A 23,918-nucleotide genomic window follows, 5' to 3' on the forward strand; every position below is an offset into this window, starting at 1 on the left:
CAATCCCGTGACCGCACGGCTAGCCGACATCGCAGCCCAAGCGGGGGTCAGCGAAGCCACAGTCAGCCGCGTGCTCAACGGCAAGCCCGGTGTGGCCGCAGGCACCCGTGAATCCGTGCTGGCCGCCCTCGACGTTCTCGGCTACGAACGCCCCGTACGACTGCGCCAGCGCAGCGCGGGGCTCGTCGGCCTGATAACCCCCGAGCTGGACAACCCCATCTTCCCGGCGCTCGCCCAGGTCATCGGCCAGGCCCTGACCCGGCAGGGGTACACGCCGGTGCTGGCCACGCAGACGCCCGGCGGGTCCACCGAGGACGAGCTGACCGAGATGCTCGTCGACCGCGGGGTCTCCGGCATCATCTTCGTCTCCGGGCTCCACGCGGACACCACGGCCGACATGGGCCGCTACGACCAACTCCGCGGACAGGGCGTCCCGTACGTCCTCATCAACGGCTTCTCCGACAAGGTGCGGGCCCCCTTCGTCTCCCCCGACGACCGGGCCGCCATGCAGCTCGCGGTGACCCACCTGACCGCGCTCGGGCACACCCGGATCGGGCTGGCCGTCGGACCCAAGCGGTTCGTGCCGGTCCTCCGCAAGATCGAGGGCTTCCGGCTCGGCATGAAGGAGCGGCTCGGACTCGGCGAGGACGAGATCGAGGAGCTCATCCAGCACTCCCTCTACACGCTGGAGGGCGGCCAGGCCGCCGCGGCCGCGCTCATCGCGCGGGGCTGCACGGCGGTGGTGTGCGCGAGCGACATGATGGCGCTCGGTGCGATCCGGGCCGCGCGGCAGCAGGGGCTCAAGGTCCCGCAGGACGTCTCGGTCGTGGGCTTCGACGACTCCCCGCTCATAGCGTTCACGGACCCGCCGCTGACCACGATCCGCCAGCCCGTGCAGGCCATGGGCCAGGCCGCGGTGCGGACCTTGCTGGAGGAGATCGGCGGCACCCCGGCGCCGCACAGCGAGTTCGTCTTCCTGCCCGAGCTGGTGGTCCGCGGTTCGACCGCGTCCGGGCCGCAGCAGGGCAGGGGTCCCGCGCGCCCCTGAGGCCCCTGGTGCCCCTCTCGTCCCCTTGGTCCCGAAACCCTTAGGGGCGCAAGGGATCGAGTCGTCCAGGAGGCGGAGGGGCTGCGGCCAAGACCGTCCCAAGGGATGATCGAAGGCGAGAACGGATCTGGCAGACTCTCTCCCTATGGGTGAAGCGAGCGTGAAGACACTGGAAACCCGGACGGACGTCTCGTCACCCACCGTGACCGAGAGCCAGGACCGCCCGGCGCCGTCCGAGCGTGCCCTGCTCTCCCGGCTACGGGCGCCCCGCCGGCCCCGGATCTGGTTCGAGGTCCTGCTGATCGCGGTCAGCTACTGGACCTACTCGCTGATCCGCAACGCCGTGCCCGAGCAGAAGGCGGCCGCCCTCGCGAACGCCGACTGGATCTGGCGGACGGAGCGGACCCTCGGCATCGCCGTGGAGGAGTCCGTCAACCACGCCGTCAATTCGGTGACGTGGCTGATCGTGGGCATGAACTACTACTACGCCACGCTCCACTTCGTCATGACCATCGGCGTCCTGGTGTGGATCTACCGTTTCCATCCGGGGCGCTACGCGGCCACGCGGCTCGTCCTCTTCGCCACCACGGGCGTGGCCCTGGTCGGCTACTACTTCTACCCGCTCGCGCCGCCCCGGCTGATGAACGGGCAGAACTTCGTCGACACCGTGCTGGTGCACCACACCTGGGGCTCCATGGCCTCGGGCAACCTCAAGCACATGTCGAACCAGTACGCGGCCATGCCCTCCATGCACATAGGGTGGTCGCTCTGGTGCGGGCTGACGATCTTCGCGGTCGCCTCCGCCCCCTGGGCCCGGATCCTGGGCCTGCTCTACCCGACCGCGACGCTGATCGTGATCGTGGCCACCGCCAACCACTTCTGGCTCGACGCCGTCGGCGGCATGCTCTGCCTGGCCTTCGGCTACGCCGTCTCCCGCACCTGGTACGGGTCCCTCCCGCACCGGCTGCCGCGCCGGCCCGAGGAAACGGGCCGCCACCCGGTGGCGGCGGCCGTCCTGGGCATTCCGGCACTGAACCGCTTCCGGCGCTGACCCGCTTTCGGAGCCTTTTTTCGGAGCCGCCTTCGGAGCTCAGCCGCCTCCGGCTCTGAGCCTCACCCCGTTCGGTGCGTGATGCGGCCGCCCGACATCGTCAGCCGGACCGGGGCCTGCGCCAGCTCGTCCGCCGGGGTGTCCACCGGATCCAGCCCGAGGGCCGTCAGATCCGCCCGGAACCCGGTCGCGATCCGGCCCGCCACCCGCTCCTCCCCCGCCGCGAGCGCGGCGTGCGAGGTCATGCCCTCCAGGGCCATCAGCCCGGTCAGGGCCGCCCCGCGCCAGGCCGGCGTACCGGCCGAGGCCGCTCCGAGCGGGCTGCGGGCCACGGCCAGCACCCGACGGGCGTCGTAGTGGGCGATCGGCCAGTCCGAGCCGATGGCGAGCACCGCACCGGCTTCGCGCAGGTCCCGGCAGCGCCAGGCGCGTCCGGCCCGCTCCGCCCCCAGCCGCTTGGACCACTCGTCGCCGTGGTCGGCCCGGGTGTACGCGGTGTGCGGCGGCTGCATCGAGGCGATCACCCCGAGCTCCGCGAACCGCTTCAGCTGGTCGTCGGGGACCGTCTCGATGTGCTCGATCCGGTGCCGCGTCCGGGCCTGCTCGCCCAGTGAGGCCACGGTGTCCAGGACGTGGCGGACCGCCGCGTCGCCGATGGCGTGGGTCGCGGTGCGGACCCCGGCCGCGTCGAGGACCCGTACCGCCCGGGCGTAGGCGTGCGGGTCGGGCCAGAAGGCGTCGGTGCCCCGGCCGTGGCAGTCGGCGTGCTCCAGCCAGGCGGTGCCGCCCTCGACGGTGCCGTCCATGAAGAACTTCACGCCGTCGACCTGCCAGTGCCGGCCGGCGAGCCGCTGGATCCCGATCAGATCGTCCAGGTCGCCGTCGGTCGCGCCCGGCATGCACCAGGGGGACAGCCGCAGCCGCAGCGGCAGGTCGCCCTCGTACTCGACGCTCGCGAGCAGCGCCGGTACGTCGTCGCCGAGGTCCATGACGTGGGCGCCGGTCAGGCCGGTGGCCGCCATGTCGGCGAGCAGCCGGGTGAGGCTGCCGCGACGCTCCGCGTACGTGGGCTTCGGCGCGAGGGAGCCCACCAGGTCCATCGCGGCGTGTTCGATGAGGTGGCCGGTGGGCCGCCCGGCGTCGTCGCAGACGATCTCGGAGCGCTGGGCGAAGGTGCGCGGGCCGGTGATCCCGGCGGCGGTCAGGGCCTCGCCGGAGGCGAGGGCGGAGTGGCCGTCGTAGAGGCGCAGGAGGGCGGGGGCGCCGGCGAGGGCGTCCTCGATCAGCGCCTTGTCGACGGGGCGGCCGCCGAAGGCGTTGTGGTCGAGGCCGTGGCCGAGGACCCAGCCGCCGGGGCCGCGGCCGGCCTCGCGCAGGGCGGTGCGGAGCTGGTCGAGGTCGGTGACGGCGGAGAGGTCCGTACCGGCGGCCATCTCGATGCCCCAGACGGGGTGGCTGTGGGCGTCGGTGAGGCCGGGGGTGAGGGTGGCGCCGGCCAGGTCGACGGTTTCGGTGCCGGGGCCGCGCCAGTCGCGTACGTCCGCCTCGTCGCCGACGGCGACGATCTCGCCGCCGAGGACGGCTACCGCGCGGGCCTCGGGGCGGTCGGGGTCTAGGGTGCGGACGCGGGCTCCGGTGAGGACGGTGTCGGCAGCGGGCACGGCTGTTCTTCTCCTTCGGGGGTGACGGGTCCGGTTGCGGCGGCGGGCTCTTCGGCGAAGCGTGCGTACACCTCGGGGCGGTGGGTCTTCAGCCGCTGGGCGAGGACGAGGCCGGCCGCGAAGACGGCGGGGACGAGGGCGACGAGGACGGTGTTGACGGTGGTGGAGGCCATGGTGAACAGGTCCACCTTGGAGACGACCAGGCAGATCGCGACGGCCAGCAGGACGGCGGCGGTGACGGGCGCGACCAGTGTCCGCCACGGGCCCTCGTCGTGGGCGATCCGGCGGAAGTAGACCGGTACGGCGATGGCGGCGAGCAGCATCAGGGCCATGAGGCCGACCATGCCGGGGGTGTTCACCCAGAGCAGGAGCTGCTGGTACGGGTCGGCTCCGGCGAGGGCGAAGCCGAGGACGATGACGGCGCCGAGGGCGGTCTGGGCGAGGCCGGCGAGGTACGGAGAGCCGTGGCGCGGGTGGATCCGGCCGAGGGCTGCGGGCAGTACGCCTTCTTCGGCGAGGGCGAGCACGTACCGGTTGATGGCGTTGTGGAAGGCGAGGAGGGAGGCGATGACGCTGGTGACGATGAAGACGTGCATCAGGTCGGCCGCCCAGGGGCCGACGTAGGTGGTGATGGCCGCGAAGAAGAGGCCGCCGGGGTCCTCGGTGGCGGCGGTGATGACTTCCTCGGCGCCGAAGGCCTGGATGACGGTCCAGACGACGAAGGCGTAGAAGAGTCCGAGGAAGGCGACGGCGATGTAGGTGGCGCGCGGGATGGTCCGGTCGGGGTCGCGGGCTTCGCGGCGGTAGATGACGGTGGACTCGAAGCCGGTGAACGCGGCGAAGGCGAAGGCCAGGACGGCGGCGGTGCCGGGGACGAACACCGCGCCGGGGGCGAAGGAGCCGAGGGAGAGCCCGTGGGCGCCGCCCTCGAGGAGGACGCCGCCCGCGAGCAGGATGAGTATCCCGGTCTCGGCGACGAGCAGGACGCCGAGCAGCTTGGCGCCGAAGTCGATGGAGCGGAAGCCGCCGTACCAGATGAGGGCGAGGCCGGCGAGGGAGACGGGCAGCCAGGGGACGTCGGTGCCGGCCAGGGCGTGGGCGGTGTCGGCGGTGGTGGTGCCGAGAAGGCCGTAGACGCCGATCTCCATGCCGTTGTAGCCGACGAGGGCGAGCAGGGCGGCGCCGATGCCGACGCGCTTGCCGAGGCCTCGGGCGATGTAGGCGTAGAAGGCGCCGCCGCTGCGGACGTGGCGGCTCATGGTGGTGAAGCCGACGGCGAAGATCGCGAGGGTGAGGCCGGCGAGGAGGTAGCCGGCGGGGGCGCCGATGCCGCCGAGGAGGATCGCGACGGGGGCGACGCCGGCCATGACGGTGAGCGGTGCGGCGGCTGAGACGACGAAGAAGGAGATGTCGGCGGTACCGAGCGCTCCGCGGCGCAGGTCGGTTCCGGTACCGGGTCTTGGTGGCTCTGGCGTTTCGGACATGGGAGGCACCCTTCTGCGTACGGCAAGCGGCGTCGGCGGGGAGGCGGAAACCTAAAGGCTTTCGGTTTGCGGCAATGTAGCCTCCGGTTTTGGCGTACGGGAAGACCTGACGGCGGGAGAAATACGATGGCGCGGCCGCGCACCCCCTTGCTCGACCGGGAGCGGATCGGCGCTGCCGCCCTGCAACTGCTGGCGGAACAGGGCGAGTTCAGCGTCCCGCAGGTCGCCCGGGCGCTCGGGGTGCAGACCGGGTCGCTGTATCACCACGTGGACGGCCGGGCCGGGGTGATCGAGCTGGTACGGGAGCGGGTGTGCGCCGGAATCGACGGCGGAACCCTGGCCGCCGAGCCCTGGGACGGGGCCCTGGAGGCCTGGGCGCGCTCCTACCGGGCCGCCTTCGCCGCCTACCCACGGGCCATCCCGCTGCTGATGACCACACCGGTACGGGCGCCCGCGGTGCTCGCGCAGTACGAGCAGGCGGTGGCGCTGCTGCTGGGGGCCGGATTCCGCGCGGAGCAGGTGATGCCGCTGCTGACGGGCCTGGAGAACCTGGTCCTGGGCTCGGCCCTGGACCTCGCGGCACCGGACGCCATGTGGGAGCCGACCCCGCAGACCCCGCTCCTGGCGGGGGCACTGGCCGCGCAGGGGCCGGGGCGCGCGGAGGCCGCCTTCGAGGTCGGCCTGGCGGCCTTCCTGGCGTACGCGAGGGACCTGCGGGGCGGGGCGGAACCGGGTGGCGAAGGGTGACCTGACCGTGCCGGGCGCGCCGAGAGAAGGCCCAGGTCACGGGCCTGGGCCTGCTTCGCTGCCGGGACCTGTTCCGGCGCCTATGGCTCCGTTCAGCTCCCTACGGCTCCAGGTGGCTGAATCCGACCTCGAAGCGTTCGACCGAGACGATCCGCTGGCCTTCCCGCTGCGCGGTTTCCTCGCGGATCCGGGCGGCGCGCTCCTCGCTCGCCCGCATGGTCCCCTCGTCCTCCCACAAGGTCAGCGATTTGGCCTGACCCGAGGCGCGGTCGACGAGGTAGTACACGCCCAGGAAGCCGGGAACGTCCCGAACCTGCTGGACGATCGCCTCCGAATTCGCGGTCAGGTCTCCCTCCGCCGGAACCGGTGATCCCTGGTAGGTGCTCAGCCTCGCGAACATCCGCCGCAGTCCTTTCCTTCGGGCCCCAGGACCAGCGTGCTCCGGCAGGTCACGCGCCGCATGCCGAGCGGCGTGACAATGGGGGTGAGGGACGCGTCTGCCGTTGCGGAAAGGCGGGACGTCGTGGTGGCGTACATAGCCGTGACCGCCCTGAGTCACGTCGGGCTGGTCCGCGATCACAACGAGGACAGCCTGGTCATCGGACCGTGGACCCTGTGCGGGACCACGACCCTGAGCCCCCAGACGCTTCTGTTCCCCCTCGGCAGACCGCTCGTCGTCGCGGTCGCCGACGGGCTCGGCGGGCAGCCGGCCGGCGAGGTCGCCAGCGAGCTGGTCGTCCGCGAGCTCGCCTTGCTCGGCCCTTCACTGGACGGCGCCCAAGCCGTCGAGGACGCCCTGAACCTCTGCAACCGCGCGGTGCACTCAGCCGCCGCCGGCCGTCCGGACCTGACCGCCATGGGGACCACGGTCGCCGGCGCCCTCGTACTGCCGGAGTCGCTGCTGTCGTTCAACGTCGGTGACAGCAAGGTGTTCCACGTGACCGGGGACGGGCTGCGCCAGGTCAGCGTGGACGACAGCCCGCCGCCGGCGCCGGGGCACCGCACCACGTCGGCCGTCACGCAGACGCTCGGCGGAAGCCGCGGGCACAGCACGATCACTCCCCACGTGGCGGACCTCGCGCTGACCACGGGCGATCGCTACCTGGTGTGCAGCGACGGGCTGACCGACCCGGTGCCCGACGAAGCCATCCACGATGTGCTGCGGGTGCACGACGACGGCAAGGCGGCGTTCGAGCTGTGGAAGGCCGCCATCGAAGCCGGAGGCCCCGACAACATCACCCTCGCGCTGGTACGCATCGGCGCATGACGTCACCGACGCCTGGTCGCGTACCCGACGAACCCGGTCCAGGCCGCCGGGCCGACGGCGAGCCGGGGGCCGTCCGTGTTCTTGGAGTCCCGGACGAGGACCGCCTCGGGGAGGACCGCGACCTCGACGCACTCCGGACCGTCGTTGGTGCTGTAGCTGCTCTTCACCCAGGCGACTTCGACGCAGTCGTTGCTGTCGCTGGCGCTGTAGCTGCTCTTGACCCAGGTCGGGTTGGAGGCTGTCATGTCTCCCCTAGTACCTTCTCGATGAAAGTCCGCGACTCCCGCGGCGTGAGAGCCTGCGCTCGGATCATCCCATAGCGCATGTCCAGGACCTGGACCTCTTTCGGCTCGGTGATCAAGCGGCTGACCAGCTGAACCTCGTTGTGCCCGATCGTCGTACCGTCTTTGAGGCGTATGACCTGCAACGAACCAGCAAGGCCGGCATGTTCCTCCACGGCGGTGGGCATCACCTGGATCTCGACATGCCGTAACTTCCCCACCCCCAGCAGGAATTCGAGCTGTCGGCGCAGCACTGATGCGCCCCCGATCGGCCGTCGGAGCACCGACTCCTCCTGCACCACGGTCAGCAGCGGAGCCGGGTGTTGGCGGACAAGTTCCTGGCGGGCCAACCGGGCCGAGACGAGCCGCTCCACCTGCTCCTCCCGATACGCCGGCCGCCGGAGCTCGTACAGGGCGCGGGCGTACTCCTCCGTCTGCAACAGACCGTGCACGACGATGTTGGCGTAAGCACCGATCTCGACCGCGTCGGCCTCCAGCCTGGCCAGGTCCCGGACCTTCTTGGGATGGCGGGCCTTTTCCACGTCGGTCTTCATCGCGGCGATCTTGCCGCTCGCGCCGAGGATGTCGTCCGCCTTGTCCAAGTACTCCGGGCGCGGAATTCGGGCACCGCGCTCGATCTTGTAGATCAAGTCCGGCCCGTATCCCATGCGCGTACCGAACTGCGCGCGGTCGAGCCCGGACGCCTCCCGCCACATTTTCAACTGGCGGCCCACGGTGGCGATAACCGCCCCCGATTCATCCTCCGGATCGAGTTCCCAACTCGACTCGCTCGACTCGTCCGCGCCTTCTGCGTGCACTTCCACCCCCGAGGGACAGGCGGGACAGCGGGACCGCCCCTACCTGTTCAGGTTACGCACGACCGACCACGCTGAGTGACATGAATCGGAAATGGTCTGGCGGGAGGAGGCTCACCGGTTCCCGGATCACCGGATCTGGGTTTCCACGTCCCGGTGGACGACGTAGCGGTCCGGCACGACGTAACCGGAGATAAACAACCCCGGGAAATGACCCAACCAAACCAAACCAGGCCCGCTCACTCGGTCGGGTGAATGCGGCCAACCTGGCTGGCGCATATGCCATTTCAGGGTGCAGGCTCGGCCCCGAGCAACCCCCAGCGCGAGCGCTACGTCAAGATCGGCAACCACCTCGCCCAGCACGGCGAGCTGAGCCTGACCGCGATCGGCCTGTCCACGCACATCCAGTCCCTGCCCACAGGCGCCAAGGTGTCCATCAAGGCCCTGTCGGAGCGCTTCTCCGAGGGCGAGACCCGCATCGCCGGGGCCCTGCGCGAACTGGAAGCGCACGGCTACCTGTCCCGGACCAGGGAGCGGCTTCCGTCGGGGCAGGTCGTCACCCGAACGGTGTCGTACAACGTCCCGCTCGTCGCCAGGACGAGCCCGCGCCCGTCGGGCCGCTCCCCGAAGAGCACCGGGAGGCCGCCGAGCTGCTCGCCGGGCTGCGGCTGCGCGATCCGCGGCTGATGCTCTCGGAGCGCGAGGTGGCGCGGCTCGCGCCCGGCCTCACCTGCTGGCTGGAGCTCGGCCTGAGCCGCGCCGCCATCAGCGGCACCCTGGCGGGCTGTCTTCCGGACGCGCCGATCCGGTCGCCCGCGGCACTGCTGGCGTACCGGCTCAGGGAGTTGCGGCCGCCCCGCCTGCCGGAGCGCCCGCCCGGTCCCCCGCCGGGCCCGGACATGGACATCCACCCGCTCCAGACCTGCGACGATTGCGACCGGGCCTTTCGTGCCCCCGCCCCGGGGCGCTGCCGCTCCTGCACTGCGGCCAAGGCCTCCTGAGACCTCGGCCGTTGTCGCACCACTGTCCTACAGTCCGGCACATGACCCGTCACACACCTGCCCGCCCGGTGGATGTCGAGAGCCTCTTCCCCGAGCTGGCTCCCCACCGCCGTGAGGCCGTCCGTCTGCATCCGCGTCCGGGCTTCGTTGGCGGCCCGCTTCACCGAGTTGCGGGCCACCACCGGCCTGGATTACTGGTACCACCTGGCCGATGCCCCCGGGATCAAGCTGGGCGGGTACCCGGGCTGGACCCAGGAACCCTGCTGGCCCGACTGCGAAGCCTGCGGTGGCCCGATGGACCACCTGCTGACCGTTGCGAGTTGGGAGTTCGACGGGGAGTCCGGGCGGACCTGGCTGCCGGTGGAGGACCGGGCCGACGACGGCTGGGACGGGCCCGCCCACAACCCTGCGGACCTGTGCCTCGGCGACGCCGGCAGTGTCTACGTCTTCGAGTGCCGCACCTGCCCGGACCGCCCCGTCGGGCACTGGTTCGACTGCTCGTGACCGGGTGCCGTCCCGCGTTCCGCCGGGGCCGCGCGAGATTCCTTCCGCCGCCGGGCAACCGAATGCGGGCGGGTGGTGGTCAAGGGGGCGAAGGGGGTGCCGATGCAGGCCGAGGAAGAAGCTCAGTTCCACTCGTTCGTGGCCGCGCGCTGGTCTCATCTGGTGCGCACCGCGTACCTGTTGACCGGCGATCCGCATGACGCGGAGGACGTGACCCAGACCGCGCTCGCGAAGGCGTACCGGTCGTGGCGGCGCGTGTCGCGCATGGACAGTCCCGAGGCGTACGTCCGCCGGATGCTGGTCACGTGCAACAGCGACCGGTTCCGCAAGCGCCGGGTCGCCGAGCGCCTGACGGCCAGCGTGCCGGACACGTCCGCGGGCGACAACGCCGTGGCGTGGGCCGACGAACGCAGTGTGCTGATGGAAGCGCTTGCCCAACTGCCCGCCCGGCAGCGCGCGGTGGTGGTGATGCGTTACTGGGAGGACCTCTCCGAGGCCGAGACCGCCGACGTCCTGGGGTGCTCCCAGGGCACCGTCAAGAGCCAGGCCTCCAAGGCACTGGTGAAACTGCGCGCCTGGCCCGGACTGGGCCGGATCGCGACGAGGAACGAGGGGGCGGTCCTGTGAACGGGCGGGACAACACACAGGGCGACGGGCAGGGCGGCGGGCAGGGCGACGGGCAGGGCGACGAATTCGAGTTCGGCCTGCGGGAATGGATGGCCCAGGGCGCGGAAGCCGTACAGCCCGCGGCCGTGCCGTATCCGGCGATCGTCCGGCAGGGCCGCGCGGAGCGGCGGCGCAGGCTGGCGGTGGCGGGGGCAGCCCTGGTCGCGCTGGCCGTCGTACCGGTCACGGCCCTCGCCTTCACCGGCAACGCCGGCGGCGGGCCCGCGGTCGTGTCCGTAGCGGGAGGCCCGACACCGAGCGCGGCCCCGCCGTCCCCCCCGCCGCCCGCGGGGCCGACCGCACCCGCGACTCCCGGGCAGCTCGCCGACGGGATCACCCTCCAGGTCGCGGCCGCCGGGCTCGAGCAGTGCCTCGACTACGACCGGCAGCACGTCACCCCGTCGGGGATCCAGCGGCCGGACCTGGGCGTGGCCTCCGACTACCGGATCCTGCTCGCGCACCGCAGTACCGGCAACGACAACACCCCGGGGGACGGCCGGTTCATCGTCGCCGTCAAGGACGGTCCGACGCAGGCCCGGCTCATCTGCAACATCAAGGACGGCGGGGCGAGCGGCATCAACGCCTCCAGCGGCGGGAACTCGGACCCCGAGAGCGGATCCGTCGCCCCCGACATCAACGGAGGCAAGCTCTACCTGCAGCGGCTGAGCTCCGAGGGTCCCTGGAAGCTGCCCTACCGCTGGGGCAGCATCGGCACCGTCGACGCCGGCGTCGCCCGGGTCACCGTCAGCTACGGCGGCGCCACCGTGGAAGCAGCCCTCGACCACGGCTGGTTCGCCGCCACCGGCGTCCTGGACGAGGCCGTCACCAAGGCCCCGCGGATCAAGGGCTACGACGCCCAGGGCAAGCAGGTCTACGACTCCGACCAGGACAAGGGCTACGACAAGCTCCTCCCTTGACCCCCGGTCCTGGCGATCCGGCCGGGAGGGGCGCGTAGGACCCCGCCGCCGTACAGGGGTCGGCGGCGGGGTCGTACGCGGCTAGGGAGTCTCCGACCGGGAACGTTCGCCGGGGAGGAGTGTGCCGATCTCCTTGCCGAGGGCAGCGATGTCGACGGGCCGGCTGGTGTCGACGGTCAGGACGGGCCCGCCCAGTCCGAGCGGGCCTGGGTGGGATGCCCAGGTGGCGACGCGGTCGTCGATCTGTTCGCGGGTGGAGTTCTGGTCGAGGTGTCCTGGGTGGCGCTTGCGTGTGTGGAACCGTTCGGCGACGAGCGTGGTGTCGCAGTCGCAGAACACCTCGATCAGGTGGGCGTCGAGCTGGTGCAGTCGGCCGGGGGCGGTGTCGCGGTGCCACCAGTTGACGAGCACGGCTCGCCCGGCATCGGCGGCGAGGGCGAACAGGATGTCGTCACTGGCCCGGCTCAGCTTGTGGCACCACGTTTTGTCGCCGACGCCGAGGGAGTCGTAGAGAGACTCGAGGATCACGTCCTTGTCGATGACCGGCAGGCTCAATCGCGTGGCGAGCCCGCGGGCCAGGGTGCTCTTCCCGCTGGCAGGGAGGCCGGAGACGATGACGAAGGCGTTGTCGGTCATGGTCTCAGTGTTCCCTCCCGGCGGTCTACGCGCCGTAGAAGAGCTCGTCCACGACCGCCCGCGCACGGCGGGTGATGCGCCGGTAGTCGTCCAGCATGTCGCCGACCCGGCCCTCCGGATAGCCGAGGTAGCGGCCCACCGCCGCCAGTTCGCGGGCGTCGGAGGGGAAGGTGTCGCCGGCCCGTCCGCGGACCAGCATCACGGCGTTGCGGACCCGGGTGGCCAGCACCCAGGCCTCGTCCAGGATCTGCGCCTCCTCGGTCGGGATCAGCCCGGCCGAGTGGGCGGCGGCCAGGGCCCGGCGGGTCCGGGTCGTGCGCAGGCCCGGCTCGGCCCAGGCGTGCCGCATCTGGATCAGCTGGACGGTCCACTCGACGTCGCTGAGGCCGCCGCGGCCCAGTTTGGTGTGCAGGGTCGGGTCGGCGCCGCGGGGCAGGCGTTCGGATTCCATCCGGGCCTTGAGCCGGCGGATCTCGCGGACGGCGTCCTCGCCGAGGCCTTCCATCGGGTAGCGCAGCGGGTCGATGAGCTCGATGAAGCGGGCCCCGAGCTCGGCGTCGCCCGCGATCGGTTCGGCGCGCAGCAGGGCCTGGGACTCCCAGGTCAGGGACCAGCGGCGGTAGTAGGCGGCGTAGGAGGGGAGGGTGCGGACCAGCGGGCCGGAGCGGCCTTCGGGGCGCAGGTCGGCGTCGATGAGCAGCGGCGGGTCGGCGGTGGGCAGCTGGAGCAGTCTGCGCATCTCGGCGATGACGTTCTGGGCAGCCTTCGCGGCCTCCTGTTCGCCGACGCCCTCGCGGGGTTCGTGGACGAACAGGACGTCGGCGTCGGATCCGTAGCCGAGCTCGTGGCCGCCGAAGCGGCCGACTCCGATGACCGCGAACCGGGTGGGGAGGGTGTCGCCCCAGTGCGCGTGGACGGCGGCGCGCAGGGCTCCGGCGATCGTGGCGGCGGTGAGGTCGGAGACGGCGTCGCCGACCCGGTCGACCAGGGCTCCGTGGTCCTCCTCGGCCGGGTTCTCCTCCGTACCGTAGGAGCCGATGATGTCGGCGGCGGTGGTGCGGAAGAGCTCGCGGCGGCGCACTCCGCGGGCCACGGCGACGGCGGCTTCCGGGTTCTCGGCGCGGCCTACGGCGGCGAGTACCTCCTGCTCCAGGGCCTCGTGGGTACGGGGTGCCAGGCCTCCGGCGTCGCCGAGCAGGGCGACGGCTTCGGGGGCGCGCATGAGCAGGTCGGGGGCGAGGCGGCCGGCGGACAGGACGCGGGCGAGGTTCTCGGCGGCGGCGCCCTCGTCGCGCAGGAGGCGCAGGTACCAGGGGGTCTTGCCAAGGGCGTCGGAGACCTTGCGGAAGTTGAGCAGGCCGGCGTCCGGGTCGGCGGAGTCGGCGAACCAGCCGAGGAGCACGGGCAGCAGGGTGCGCTGGATGGCGGCCTTGCGGGTGACGCCGGAGGCGAGGGCCTCGAGGTGGCGCAAGGCCGAGGCCGGGTCGGCGTACCCGAGGGCTTCGAGGCGCTGGCCGGCGGCGCGCGGGGAGAGCCGGGTCTCGCCGGGGGCGAGTTGGGCGACGGCGTCCAGGAGCGGCCGGTAGAAGAGCTTCTCGTGGAGGCGGCGGACGACGGAGGCGTGCCGGCGCCATGCCTTGTTGAGCTCGGCGACCGGTTCGGTGCGCAGGCCCATGGAGCGGCCCAGGCGCCGCAGGTCGTTCTCGTCCTCGGGGACGAGGTGGGTGCGGCGCAGCCGGTAGAGCTGGATGCGGTGTTCCATGGCGCGCAGGAAGCGGTAGGCGTCGTTCAGCTGGGCGGCGTCGGCGCGCCCGACGTAGCCGCCGGCGGCGAGGGCGTGGAGCGCGTCGAGGGTGCTGGAGGAGCGCAGGGTGGCGTCGGAGCGGCCGTGCACGAGCTGGAGGAGCTGGACGGCGAATTCGACGTCGCGCAGGCCGCCGGGGCCGAGTTTGAGTTCCCGGTCGACCTGGGCGGCGGGGATGTTGTCGACGACGCGGCGGCGCATCTTCTGGACGTCGGCGACGAAGTTGTCGCGCTCGGCGGCCTGCCAGACGAGGGGAGTTATGGCCTGGACGTACTCGACGCCGAGCGTCTCGTCGCCGGCGACGGCGCGGGCCTTGAGGAGGGCCTGGAACTCCCAGGTCTTGGCCCAGCGCTGGTAGTAGGCGAGGTGGGAGGCGAGGGTGCGGACGAGCGGACCGTTTCTGCCCTCCGGGCGGAGGTTGGCGTCGACGGGCCAGATGGTGCCCTCGATGGTGGTCTCGGAGCAGATCCGCATGAGGTGGGAGGCGAGCCGGGTGGCGGCCTGGATCGCCTTGCCCTCGTCGGCTCCGGCGGCGGCGTCCCCGACGAAGATGACGTCGACGTCGGAGACGTAGTTCAGCTCGTGGCCGCCGCACTTGCCCATCGCGATGACGGCGAGCCGGCAGGCGGCCGCGTCCGCGGGGGCGGCGGCGCTCGCGATGCGCAGGGCCGCGCGGAGGGTGGCAGTGGCGAGGTCGGCGAGCTCGGCGGCGGCCTGGGCGACGTCGGTGGTGCCGCAGACGTCGCGGGCGGCGATGGAGAGCAGGCAGCGGCGGTAGGCGACGCGCAGGGCGATGGGATCGTGCGCGGCGGCCAGGCCGAGCTCGAACTCCGGGAGCCCCGGGTGCAGGTCGGCGGCCTCGTAGGTGACCAGCGCCCGCCAGTCCTGATGGTGGCGGGCGAGGTGGTCGCCGAGGGCCTCGGAGGCGCCGAGCACGCCGAGGAGGCGGTCGCGCAGGGGTTTGGCGCTGACGAGGGTGTCGAGCAGTACGGGCAGTTCGTCGGCGGACTGCGCCTCGGCGAGCCGGACCAGCCCGAGGAGGGCGAGGTCGGGGTCGGCGGTGGCCCCGAGGGCGTCGAGGAGCACCGGATCGGTGCGTACGGCGGCCAGCGCCTCGGTGTCGAGCAGCCGGGCGGCGGCGGAGGGGTCGGTGAAGCCGCTGCGCAGCAGCCGGCTGAAGGTACTGCTCCTGCGTCCCGGGACTGTCATCCCGCCGCCTCCCGCGTACGTCGCCTGCCTTTGCCCTGGCCGGGCGGTTTCGCGGGATCCCACTGCCGGCGTGGTCCGGGTCCGCGCGTCCGCCCGGGGAGAGCCTAGCCGGAGCAGGCGTTCGACTCACCGACACGGTGGGATGGATTGTCAGATTATTGGCAGATTTGGGGCGCACTGGGGCCCGCCTCCCGGCGACCGGCCAGGAGGAGCCCCATGCCCGACCCCGCACTGCCGGCCGGCGGCCCGCACGGCCCCGTCGATCCGCCCGGCCACGGCGGCCCGGTCCGGAGGGACAAGCTCCGCATACCGTCCACATACCGATCACATCCGCACACACGGATCACACGAGGCACAATCCCAATCGGCCACTTCCGGAAATGTGAAGTCATCGGCGAACCCGGTGAACCAACTTGCCCGGAATGGCCTCTCACTGACTGACCGACACCGACCGACCGGCTGCTCAGTGGTTCTTCCTGCCGAACGACACCCAAGGCGTAATCCCATGCCCGTTTCCCGCCGACGCTTCCTTCTGGCGACCGTGCTCCCGATGCTCACCCTCGGGGTCACCGGCGCGCTCGCCGTAGCCTCCGGGCAGCAGACGGCCGCCGAAGCCTCGGCGGGAACGGACCCGGCGACCGCCCGCCCGGCGAGCACCACCGCCGGATCGGTCGTCCAGATCGCCGCACACCCCGACGACGACCTGTTCTTCATGAACCCCGACCTCAGCCGCTCCCTGCTGGCCGGCACCCCGCTCACCACCGTGTACCTCACCTCCGGCGAGGCCGACGGCCGCAACGAGGCCGACGGCGATGGCGCCAAGGACCCGACGCAGCCCGCCGACCGCGGCCACTACTCGGAGGCCCGGCAGAACGGCATACGCTCCGCCTACGCGCAGATGGCCACCGGCGACCGCACCAGCGCGTGGCAGCGTACGGTCATACCCACCGCCGGCGGCGGACAGGCCGAGCTGGACGTCCTCGTGGCGAAACCGCACATCAACCTGGTCTGGCTGCAGATGCGCGAGGCCCGCGCCCCCATCGCGGACACGCCGGAGAGCCTGCGCGGCCTGTGGAACGGCCGGATACCGGCGCTCGTCCCCCAGTTCGCGACCGGCACCCCGGTCAAGCATGCGTACACGTACACCAAGGACCAGGCGATAGCGGCGATAGCCGGGATCCTGGAGCGGTACAAGCCGACGACGATACGGATGCAGGACCCGACGCCGGGGCGCTACGCCGACAGCGGGCGCTACACCGACCACCAGGACCACATGTACGGGGCGCGGTTCGCGCAGGCCGCCGCGGCCTCGTACGCCGCGCGCGTCCCGGTCGGGCAGCGGCCCCACTTCTCCGTCCAGAGCTACCTCGGGTACCACAACGGCACGCTGCCTCACACGCTGGACCCGCAGACGGCCGAGACGAAGATCGGCTTCCTCAAGACGTACGCGTGGCACGACAAGCAGAACCACTGCGGTTCCCCCTACGGCTGCGGCGACCGCAAAGTGGCGGGCAACCCGACCGGCCACAACTGGGCCCAGTCGCTGCGCTACGCACGCGCCGACAACTCCTCCTGGCTGGCGCAGGGCACGCCCGGCCGGCTGTACGCCTTCGCCGCGCTCGACGGCCAGATGGCCGTCTGGACCCGCGGCCCCGGCACCGGTGCCGCGGCCGCCTGGCAGGGGCCGGACCTGCTGCCGGGCACGGGCATCGACCCGGGCGCGACCACCGCCCGCTTCCCCGACGGGCGCGTGGCCGTCCTCGCCACCCGGACCGTCTTCGGCGAGCGGCCGCAGGACTACCGGCGCGAGATCGTCTACGCCGTCCAGGCCGTGCCCGGCGGCCCGTTCGGGGCGTGGGTCTCGCTCGGCACCCCGGAATCCACCGACGAGGCCGGCACCTCCGCGATCAGCGCCCCCTCGGCGGCCGCCGACCAGGACGGCCGGCTGACCGTGTACGTCCGCGACTCCCGCCGCACCCTGCTCGCCCGCTTCCAGCAGCCCTCGGGCGCCTTCTCCGACTGGCAGCAGCTGGGCGGCACCGACCTGCAGAGCGACCCGGTGACCGCCACGGACGCCGCCGGGCGGCGCCACCTCTACGTCGCCACCACCGGGTCCGTGCTCGCCTGGATCCAGCCCGCTCCGGGCGCCCCGCTGGCCGGGCCCTTCCCGACCGGCCTGCCCGCCACCACCGTGCCCCTCACCGCGACCCCGGAGGCCGCGGGCGTGCGCCTGTACTTCCGGCGCCCCGACTCGGGCGTCGTGCGCACCGCCCTGGTCACGGCCGGCGCCGGAGCCGCCAAGCCGGCCGTCTCCAGCATCGCCGAGGCCGGCGGCCGGGCCGGCTACGGCGCGGTAGGCGTCGCGGGCCGCCTCCTGTCGGGCCGCGCCGACTCGGGCACCATCAGCACGACGGGCCTCGGCGGCCCGCCCGCGTGGACGGAGTCCCAGATGCTCTACGCGGGCGCCCCGGCGGGCACCCAGGAGCAGGGCGGCGCCACGACCACGGCGGTCCTGGGCCTGGACGCCGAACTCCACGTCACCACGACCCTCCCCAACCCCACCCGCCTGGTCTGGCACAAGGCGATCCCCCGGCCGTAGCCGGCGAGACACCCGCGCAAAAGGCCCCGCGACCGGTCACCCGGGAGCGGGGCCCTACCCGTACGCCGGTGCTAGCGGCCGGTGTTGCCCGTGAGGAGCTCCAGCACGTGTGCCGGGGTCCGGTTTCCGGCCGCGCCGGGGCGGGAGGACAGGTAGTCGGCGATGTCCGGCTCCTCCCAGGGTCCCGATTCCAGCAGGCCGCCGGCCAGGTAGCGCAGGTACGCGGCGGAGGGCATGAGCGGCTCGATGTCCTGGAGCGTCCATGGGGCGGTGAACGTCAGCAGCGGGATGCTTTCGATCGTTCCCGGGCAGATCAGCGTCTCGTACCGCCCCGGACCCAACTCGTCGCGTCCCAGGCGCAAGACCGTGGTCAGGTCCAGGTCCGCCCCCGAATTCCTGTACATCTCCTGCGCGGCGGTGGTCGGCGGTGTGGACGACCATGCTCTGTTTCTCGCGAGACGGCTCCGGGCCGGCGGTCGTCGACCGTCGGCCCGGAGGGATGGAGCGTGCCCGGTGCTCGTGCTACAGCACCGGCATCATCTTGCGGAGTTCGAAGGCCGTGACCTCCGAGCGGTACTCCTCCCACTCCTGCTTCTTGTTGCGCAGGAAGAAGTCGAAGACGTGCTCGCCGAGGGTTTCGGCGACCAGTTCGCTGCGCTCCATCAGGGAGATGGCCTCGCCGAGGTTCTGCGGGAGGGGCTCGATGCCCATCGCGCGGCGTTCGGCGTCGGAGAGGGCCCAGACGTCGTCGTCGGCGCCCGCCGGGAGTTCGTAGCCCTCCTCGATGCCCTTCAGGCCGGCGGCCAGGAGGACGGCGTAGGTCAGGTACGGGTTGGCGCCGGAGTCGATCGAGCGGACCTCGACGCGGGAGGAGCCGGTCTTGCCCGGCTTGTACATCGGGACGCGGATCAGGGCCGAGCGGTTGTTGTGGCCCCAGCAGATGTACGAGGGGGCCTCGCCGCCGGAGCCGGCGGTGCGCGAGGAGCCGCCCCAGATGCGCTTGTAGGAGTTGACCCACTGGTTGGTGACCGCGGCCGTTTCCGCGGCGTGCTTGAGGAGGCCCGCGATGAAGGAGCGGCCCACCTTCGAGAGCTGGTACTCGGCACCCGACTCGTAGAAGGCGTTGCGGTCGCCCTCGAAGAGGGAGAGGTGGGTGTGCATGCCCGAACCGGGGTACTCCGAGAAGGGCTTCGGCATGAAGGTGGCCTGGACGCCCTGTTCGAGGGCTACCTGCTTCATGACCAGGCGGAAGGTCATGATGTTGTCGGCCGTGGAGAGCGCGTCCGCGTAGCGCAGGTCGATCTCCTGCTGGCCCGGGGCGCCCTCGTGGTGGCTGAACTCGACCGAGATGCCCATGGATTCGAGCATCGTGATGGCCTGGCGGCGGAAGTCCATGCCGACGTTCTGCGGGGTGTGGTCGAAGTAGCCCGAGTTGTCGGCCGGGGTGGGCCGGGTGCCGTCCAGCGGCTTGTCCTTCAGCAGGAAGAACTCGATCTCGGGGTGGGTGTAGAAGGTGAAGCCCAGGTCCGAGGTCTTGTTCAGGATGCGCTTGAGGACGTACCGGGGGTCCGCGTACGAGGGGGAGCCGTCGGGCATGAGGATGTCGCAGAACATCCGGGCGGTCCCGGGAGCCTCCGCGCGCCACGGCAGTATCTGGAAGGTGCTCGGGTCCGGCTTGGCGATCATGTCGGACTCGTAGACCCGCGCGAACCCCTCGATCGCCGAGCCGTCGAACCCGATGCCCTCGTCAAAGGCCTGTTCCAGCTCCGCCGGCGCGACCGCTACGGACTTCAAGAAGCCCAGTACATCGGTGAACCACAGGCGCACGAAGCGGATGTCCCGCTCCTCGAGCGTCCGGAGGACGAATTCCTGCTGCTTGTCCATACCTTCATCCTCGCAGTTCAGGCGGCCTGTGCACCACTGTCACGGGGACCGGGGGCACAGTCGGGCCGGCCCAGTATCGCCAGCGGTGGTTTCCGCCAGATTACGCACCCCGGAAAGCCGACCGCACCCCCGCACTGACCTTGGGCCCGTCATGAGCATTACCATCGGCGCCCATGGGGGGCGGGAAGCACGCGGAGCGTGGACGTCGAGGACGTCCGCTGCCCCGGCGTGCCGTCCTCCTGATGGCCTTCGGGGTGCTGGCCGGCACGGTGTTCCTGTGCGCGCGGCCCGGTACGGAGCACGGGGCCGGCCATCCGGCCGCCCACGCCCCGGGTGCGCGGCACGTCGTCTGCGTGTCGCCGCACGACCTGCCCGGCTGCTCCCCGCTCTCGCGCGTGACCCCCGGGGTCCTGCCCGTGCCGCCGCCCGCCGCCCTGCAGGCGGCCTCCGGCGCGCCCTGGCCCGGAGGGCCCCCCGCCTACGCGGGCCCGGCCCGGCCGCCCCGGGCGCTCGCGCGCGGCCCCGACCTGTACGCCCTCCAGGTGCTGCGGACCTGACCGATCCGGCTCCGGCACACGCGCGTACATCACGCGCGTATCTCCTCCACCCCCCTCAGCAGAAGGATTCAGGGCACATGGCCAGCAGGAAGTCAGACAACAGCTCCCGCCAGTCGCGCATAGCCGAGATGCGCCGCGCCGACCAGATGCGCGACCGCCGCAACAAGGCCATCGCGATCACCGCCTCCGCGGCCATCGTCGCCGGGCTGATCGGCTTCGGCGCGTGGGTGATGATCGACCAGCAGGACAAGAAGGACGCCAAGGAGGCGGCCGCGAAGGCGCCGGTCAACGGCGAGCAGACCTGGGACGCGGCGAAGCTGGGCCGCAAGCACGTCGACACCCCGGTGAAGTACGAGATGAACCCGCCCGTCGGCGGCGACCACAGCCCCCGCTGGATGAACTGCAACGGCGACGTCTACAAGAACCCGCTGCCCGAGGTCAACGCGGTCCACTCGCTGGAGCACGGCGCCGTGTGGGTGACGTACAACGAGAAGGCCGACAAGGCCGACGTCGAGACGCTCGCCGGGACGGTTGCCAAGACCCCGTACACGCTGATGAGCCCCGCCAAGGAGCAGACCGGCACGATCATGCTCAGCGCGTGGGGCAAGCAGCTGACCGTGGAGAAGGCCGACGACCCCCGGGTGGCGCAGTTCTTCACCAAGTACGTGCAGGGCCCGCAGACCCCCGAGCCGGGCGCGGCCTGCACGAACGGGCTGGCCGACAAGTGACCCGCCCGTCCCGGACGTACTGGGCCGCGGGCACGGCCGTCGGCCTGGCGCTGCTCTTCGCGGTGGGGGCCACGGTCGCCACCGCCGGCGGGGCCGATTCCGCTACGTCTCCCCGTGCCCCGGGGCTCCACTCCGCCGACGCGGGCTTCGCCCGGGACATGGCCGTGCACCACCAGCAGGCGGTGGAGATGTCCTTCATCGTGCGCGACCGCACGAAGGACGAGGCCGTGCGCGGCCTCGCCTACGACATCGCCAACACCCAGGCCAACCAGCGCGGCATGATGCTGGGCTGGCTGGACCTGTGGGGGCTGCCGAAGGTGGTGGCCGACGAGCCGCCGATGTCCTGGATGGGGTCCGAGGGCCACGCCGCGGGCGGTCACGGCACGGACGGTCACGGCACGGACGGCGACGGCACGGACGGCCACGCCGCGGGCGGTCACGAGATGGGCGGCGTCGTCACCAAGCCCGGCGCCCTGATGCCCGGCATGGCCACCAAGGAGGAGCTGGCCCGGCTGGGCTCCGCCGAGGGCCGGGACGCCGAGGTGCTCTACCTCCGGCTGATGACCGAGCACCACAAGGGCGGCGTCGCGATGGCCCGGGGATGCGCCACCCGGTGCGAGACCCCGGCCGAGCGGGCACTGGCCCAGGGCATGGTGGCGGCGCAGCAGTCGGAGCTCGCCTTGATGGCCGACATGCTCGGGCAGCGCGGGGCCGAGCCCGCGGAGTGACGACGGGGCGCGGCCGTACGGGTGGCCGCGCGGGTGCTCGTACGGGTGCCCGCGCGGGCGCTGGTACGGCCGCGCGCGGGCGCTCGCAAGGCCCGCCGCGGCCGCGCGGCCGCCTGCGCGGTCACCCGTACGGCCCCGTCTCGCCCCTGTGGAGTCGCGTGGTCCGAACGGGCGAATGACGATGGGAACGCCGAGGTGGGCGCATCCGCGCCCTGCCGCTACGGCGCGCTCAGGAGGTTTACGCGATGACCACCGCCGGAGAGATCATGCACCCCGGGGCCCAGTGGATCCCCGCCACCGAGACCCTGGACCGGGCGGCTCAGCTGATGAGCCGCCTCAATGTGGGCGCGCTGCCCATCAGCGACGACAAGGAACGCCTCTGCGGCATCCTGACCGACCGCGACATCGTGGTCGGCTGTGTGGCCAAGGGCCACGACCCGGCCAAGACGACCGCGGGCGAGATGGCCCAGGGCACCCCGCGCTGGATCGACGCGGGCGCGGACATCTCCGAGGTGCTGGAGGAGATGCAGAGCCACCAGATCCGCCGGCTCCCCGTCATCAAGGACAAGCGGCTGGTCGGCATGATCAGCGAGGCCGATCTGGCGAAGCACCTCTCCGACCAGCAGATAGCGGGCTGGGCGGAGAAGGTCTACGCGAAGGGCTAGGCCTCACGGTTCCACCGCGGGGCCAGGCCCCGGCTACGCCCCCGGCTCCGCCGCGTGCAGGACCGCCCGTGCCACCTGGTGCGGGCGGTCCAGCATGACCAGGTGCCCGGCCGGCTCCGCGACCACGAAGCGGGCGCCCAGCCGGTCGGCCAGCTCCGCCTGGCGGGCCAGCCAGTGCAGGGACCGGCGGCTGGTGGTGCCGTCGTGGCCGATCAGGACGGTGGCGGGCGCGGTCAGCGGGTGCTCCGCGCGCAGCGCCGGCACCTCGGCGGCCACGTCCAAGTAGCGGGAGTTCTCCAGGAGGGCTCCGCGCCAGACCCGGCCGGTCCGGTAGCAGCGGCGTACGAGGTCCCGCGCGGCCGGGTCCGTACCGCCGACGCGGGAGGCCCGTACGGTGGCCCGCCGGGCCCACGGCCCCAGCGCGGCGGGCAGTCCGGCGGCGGTCACGGCCCGGCCGAGCGCGCGGGCGGCGGCGGTGCGCACGCCGGCGGACAGGACCGGGCGGGGGTGTTCCTCCACGCTGCTGTCGACCAGCACCACGGCGGCGGTCCGCCCGGGATGGAGCCGGGCGAAGGCCTCGACGTGGAACCCGGCGATGGAGTGCCCGGCCACGGTGGCGCGCGCGCTGCCCAGGCCCAGCGCGTCCAGCAGTCCGGCGATCCGGTGGGCCTCCCCGGCGGCGCTCGGCGGCCGGACGGCGGGGGCGCTGAGCCCGTGCCCCGGCCGGTCGAAGCGGATGACGGTGCGGCCGGCGGCGACGAGCAGCTCGGCGACGGGGTCCCAGTCGAACCAGGCCATGGCGAGCCCGGCGCTGAGCACGACCGGGGGTCCGGCCCCCTCGACGACCACGTGCAGCGGGACCCCGTCGACGGCCGGGACGCGCAGGAACCGGCCGGGAACGGCCGGGGGCCCGGTCACGTACGGCCTTCCCGGTGGACGGAGTACGCGAGCAGTCCCAGCCAGAGGGCCACGAACAGCACCTGCAGCCGCTGCCCGGCGCCGAGGGCCCACGTGCCGTGTCCGGCGGTGAACATCGCGATGGCGGTCAGGGTCCAGGCGGTGGCGAGCAGTTCGCACACGACGAGCACGGGGCCGAAGCGGGCGAGCGGGGCGAGGCGGCCGTAGCGGCGGGCGGCGCCTGTGAGGGCCACGATCCCCACGAGGGCGCCGGTCATGGCCAGACTGCTGCTGACGGCATGGGCCTGATGGGTGGCGGGGACCAGTCCGGCGGTCTCCCGGGCCGCGCATTCGGGGTCCACGGTCGGCGCACAGCTCAGCGGCAGCCAGGCGTCGGCGGCGGTGGACGCGCCGAAGAGGGTGACCCCGGCCCAGCCGGTGACCGACCAGAAGCGGCGGGAGTCGCGGTGCCGGACGAGGCGCGCCAGGGCCAGGAGTCCGCCGAGGAAGACGAGGAGCCCGGCGGTGAAGTCCGTGGCCCGGAACAGGCCGCCGAGCGGCTGGTCCTGGGCGGCGAGCTCGCTGACGTACGTCTCGATGGGGTTGAGGCCCGTGGAGAGGACGACTTCGAGGACCCACGCGGTGTACGCGGCGGCGCCGAGCCCGACGAGGACCGCGACGGGGCGTGCGCCGGCCGGGGTCGGGCCGGGCGGTCCCGGTGTGCTGTTCACGAGCCGACCCGGATGACGTGGCTGACCTTTTAGGGACA

25 protein-coding genes are annotated in these 23,918 nt (G+C 72.4%); 14 read left to right on the forward strand and 11 right to left on the reverse strand.

Features of this window, described 5'->3' with window-relative positions:
* The first annotated feature begins 7 nt into the window (after positions 1-7).
* Entirely contained in the window at positions 8-1,048 is a 1,041-nt protein-coding gene (locus J7F03_RS22835; RefSeq protein ID WP_214952310.1) for a LacI family DNA-binding transcriptional regulator, read from the forward strand.
* Positions 1,049-1,193: 145 nt separating this feature from the next.
* Positions 1,194-2,099, forward strand: coding sequence for a phosphatase PAP2 family protein (locus J7F03_RS22840; RefSeq protein ID WP_251072332.1), 906 nt, complete (start codon positions 1,194-1,196; stop codon positions 2,097-2,099).
* Between the two features lie 62 nt (positions 2,100-2,161).
* Here J7F03_RS22840 and J7F03_RS22845 read toward each other — a convergent pair whose 3' ends face one another.
* Both J7F03_RS22845 and J7F03_RS22850 read right to left on the reverse strand, forming a co-directional pair.
* Entirely contained in the window at positions 2,162-3,760 is a 1,599-nt protein-coding gene (locus tag J7F03_RS22845; RefSeq protein WP_214952312.1) for an amidohydrolase, read from the reverse strand.
* Positions 3,712-5,244: an APC family permease gene (locus J7F03_RS22850; protein ID WP_214952314.1), complete on the reverse strand. Its 1,533-nt coding sequence runs from the start codon at positions 5,242-5,244 to the stop codon at positions 3,712-3,714. The genes J7F03_RS22845 and J7F03_RS22850 overlap by 49 nt, the downstream gene beginning before the upstream one ends.
* A 126-nt stretch (positions 5,245-5,370) precedes the next feature.
* Here J7F03_RS22850 and J7F03_RS22855 point away from each other — a divergent pair, with 126 nt between their 5' ends.
* Positions 5,371-5,991, forward strand: coding sequence for a TetR/AcrR family transcriptional regulator (locus J7F03_RS22855; protein ID WP_214952316.1), 621 nt, complete (start codon positions 5,371-5,373; stop codon positions 5,989-5,991).
* A gap of 100 nt (positions 5,992-6,091) precedes the next feature.
* Here the strand turns inward: J7F03_RS22855 and J7F03_RS22860 are convergent, their stop codons facing one another.
* Positions 6,092-6,391, reverse strand: coding sequence for a hypothetical protein (locus J7F03_RS22860; RefSeq protein WP_214952318.1), 300 nt, complete (start codon positions 6,389-6,391; stop codon positions 6,092-6,094).
* A gap of 126 nt (positions 6,392-6,517) precedes the next feature.
* On the opposite strand from J7F03_RS22860, the gene J7F03_RS22865 reads away from it, so the two are divergent.
* On the forward strand, positions 6,518-7,258 hold the full coding sequence (locus J7F03_RS22865; RefSeq protein WP_214952544.1) for a PP2C family serine/threonine-protein phosphatase: 741 nt from the start codon (positions 6,518-6,520) through the stop codon (positions 7,256-7,258).
* Between the two features lie 2 nt (positions 7,259-7,260).
* On the opposite strand, the gene J7F03_RS22870 is transcribed toward J7F03_RS22865, so the two are convergent.
* Together J7F03_RS22870 and J7F03_RS22875 are read right to left on the reverse strand one after the other, a co-directional pair.
* Positions 7,261-7,503, reverse strand: a complete 243-nt coding sequence (locus J7F03_RS22870) for a DUF397 domain-containing protein (RefSeq protein ID WP_214952320.1) — start codon at positions 7,501-7,503, stop codon at positions 7,261-7,263.
* Positions 7,500-8,357 (reverse strand): helix-turn-helix transcriptional regulator, encoded by an 858-nt coding sequence (locus J7F03_RS22875; RefSeq protein WP_308379933.1) that lies wholly within the window; start codon positions 8,355-8,357, stop codon positions 7,500-7,502. The genes J7F03_RS22870 and J7F03_RS22875 overlap by 4 nt, the downstream gene beginning before the upstream one ends.
* Before the next feature lie 276 nt (positions 8,358-8,633).
* On the opposite strand from J7F03_RS22875, the gene J7F03_RS41210 reads away from it, so the two are divergent.
* The 5 genes from J7F03_RS41210 to J7F03_RS22895 all read left to right on the forward strand — a co-directional run bounded on the left by J7F03_RS41210 (position 8,634) and on the right by J7F03_RS22895 (position 11,442).
* The gene (locus J7F03_RS41210) at positions 8,634-9,041 is read left to right on the forward strand and encodes a helix-turn-helix domain-containing protein (protein ID WP_251072333.1); all 408 of its coding nucleotides are present in this window, start codon (positions 8,634-8,636) and stop codon (positions 9,039-9,041) included.
* On the forward strand, positions 9,041-9,355 hold the full coding sequence (locus J7F03_RS41215; RefSeq protein WP_251072334.1) for a hypothetical protein: 315 nt from the start codon (positions 9,041-9,043) through the stop codon (positions 9,353-9,355). Before J7F03_RS41210 ends, J7F03_RS41215 begins: the two co-directional genes overlap by 1 nt.
* A 72-nt stretch (positions 9,356-9,427) precedes the next feature.
* Complete coding sequence (locus J7F03_RS22885; RefSeq protein ID WP_214952322.1) at positions 9,428-9,859, forward strand: hypothetical protein; 432 nt, start codon at positions 9,428-9,430, stop codon at positions 9,857-9,859.
* A gap of 102 nt (positions 9,860-9,961) precedes the next feature.
* Positions 9,962-10,486, forward strand: a complete 525-nt coding sequence (locus tag J7F03_RS22890) for a SigE family RNA polymerase sigma factor (protein WP_214952324.1) — start codon at positions 9,962-9,964, stop codon at positions 10,484-10,486.
* Positions 10,483-11,442 (forward strand): hypothetical protein, encoded by a 960-nt coding sequence (locus J7F03_RS22895; RefSeq protein WP_214952326.1) that lies wholly within the window; start codon positions 10,483-10,485, stop codon positions 11,440-11,442. The genes J7F03_RS22890 and J7F03_RS22895 overlap by 4 nt, the downstream gene beginning before the upstream one ends.
* 81 nt (positions 11,443-11,523) lie before the next feature.
* Here J7F03_RS22895 and J7F03_RS22900 read toward each other — a convergent pair whose 3' ends face one another.
* Complete coding sequence (locus J7F03_RS22900; protein WP_214952328.1) at positions 11,524-12,078, reverse strand: AAA family ATPase; 555 nt, start codon at positions 12,076-12,078, stop codon at positions 11,524-11,526.
* A gap of 25 nt (positions 12,079-12,103) precedes the next feature.
* Positions 12,104-15,091 (reverse strand): bifunctional [glutamine synthetase] adenylyltransferase/[glutamine synthetase]-adenylyl-L-tyrosine phosphorylase, encoded by a 2,988-nt coding sequence (locus J7F03_RS22905; protein WP_214952330.1) that lies wholly within the window; start codon positions 15,089-15,091, stop codon positions 12,104-12,106.
* Positions 15,092-15,596: 505 nt separating this feature from the next.
* On the opposite strand from J7F03_RS22905, the gene J7F03_RS22910 reads away from it, so the two are divergent.
* The gene (locus J7F03_RS22910) at positions 15,597-17,690 is read left to right on the forward strand and encodes a PIG-L family deacetylase (protein ID WP_214952332.1); all 2,094 of its coding nucleotides are present in this window, start codon (positions 15,597-15,599) and stop codon (positions 17,688-17,690) included.
* 71 nt (positions 17,691-17,761) lie between these two features.
* Here J7F03_RS22910 and J7F03_RS22915 read toward each other — a convergent pair whose 3' ends face one another.
* A complete protein-coding gene (locus tag J7F03_RS22915) occupies positions 17,762-18,094 on the reverse strand; it encodes a hypothetical protein (RefSeq protein WP_214952334.1) in 333 nt (110 codons plus the stop codon).
* A gap of 118 nt (positions 18,095-18,212) precedes the next feature.
* The gene (gene glnA, locus J7F03_RS22920; protein WP_214952336.1) at positions 18,213-19,574 is read right to left on the reverse strand and encodes a type I glutamate--ammonia ligase; all 1,362 of its coding nucleotides are present in this window, start codon (positions 19,572-19,574) and stop codon (positions 18,213-18,215) included.
* Positions 19,575-19,747: 173 nt separating this feature from the next.
* Between glnA and J7F03_RS22925 the strand changes: the two genes are divergently transcribed.
* From J7F03_RS22925 to J7F03_RS22940, 4 genes are all read left to right on the forward strand, one after another.
* Positions 19,748-20,131 carry a hypothetical protein gene (locus J7F03_RS22925; protein ID WP_214952338.1) on the forward strand — a complete coding sequence of 128 codons (384 nt, stop codon included), beginning with the start codon at positions 19,748-19,750 and terminating at the stop codon, positions 20,129-20,131.
* Positions 20,132-20,208: 77 nt separating this feature from the next.
* Positions 20,209-20,859, forward strand: coding sequence for a DUF3105 domain-containing protein (locus J7F03_RS22930; protein ID WP_214952340.1), 651 nt, complete (start codon positions 20,209-20,211; stop codon positions 20,857-20,859).
* Positions 20,856-21,587: a DUF305 domain-containing protein gene (locus J7F03_RS22935; RefSeq protein ID WP_214952342.1), complete on the forward strand. Its 732-nt coding sequence runs from the start codon at positions 20,856-20,858 to the stop codon at positions 21,585-21,587. The genes J7F03_RS22930 and J7F03_RS22935 overlap by 4 nt, the downstream gene beginning before the upstream one ends.
* 245 nt (positions 21,588-21,832) lie before the next feature.
* A complete protein-coding gene (locus J7F03_RS22940) occupies positions 21,833-22,252 on the forward strand; it encodes a CBS domain-containing protein (protein ID WP_214952344.1) in 420 nt (139 codons plus the stop codon).
* Between the two features lie 33 nt (positions 22,253-22,285).
* On the opposite strand, the gene J7F03_RS22945 is transcribed toward J7F03_RS22940, so the two are convergent.
* Positions 22,286-23,170: an alpha/beta fold hydrolase gene (locus tag J7F03_RS22945; protein ID WP_214952346.1), complete on the reverse strand. Its 885-nt coding sequence runs from the start codon at positions 23,168-23,170 to the stop codon at positions 22,286-22,288.
* Positions 23,167-23,880 carry a DUF998 domain-containing protein gene (locus J7F03_RS22950; protein WP_308379931.1) on the reverse strand — a complete coding sequence of 238 codons (714 nt, stop codon included), beginning with the start codon at positions 23,878-23,880 and terminating at the stop codon, positions 23,167-23,169. The genes J7F03_RS22945 and J7F03_RS22950 overlap by 4 nt, the downstream gene beginning before the upstream one ends.
* Positions 23,881-23,918: the final 38 nt, after the last annotated feature.

It is taken from the genome of Streptomyces sp. ISL-43 (assembly GCF_018614195.1).
GTDB lineage: Bacteria > Actinomycetota > Actinomycetes > Streptomycetales > Streptomycetaceae > Streptomyces.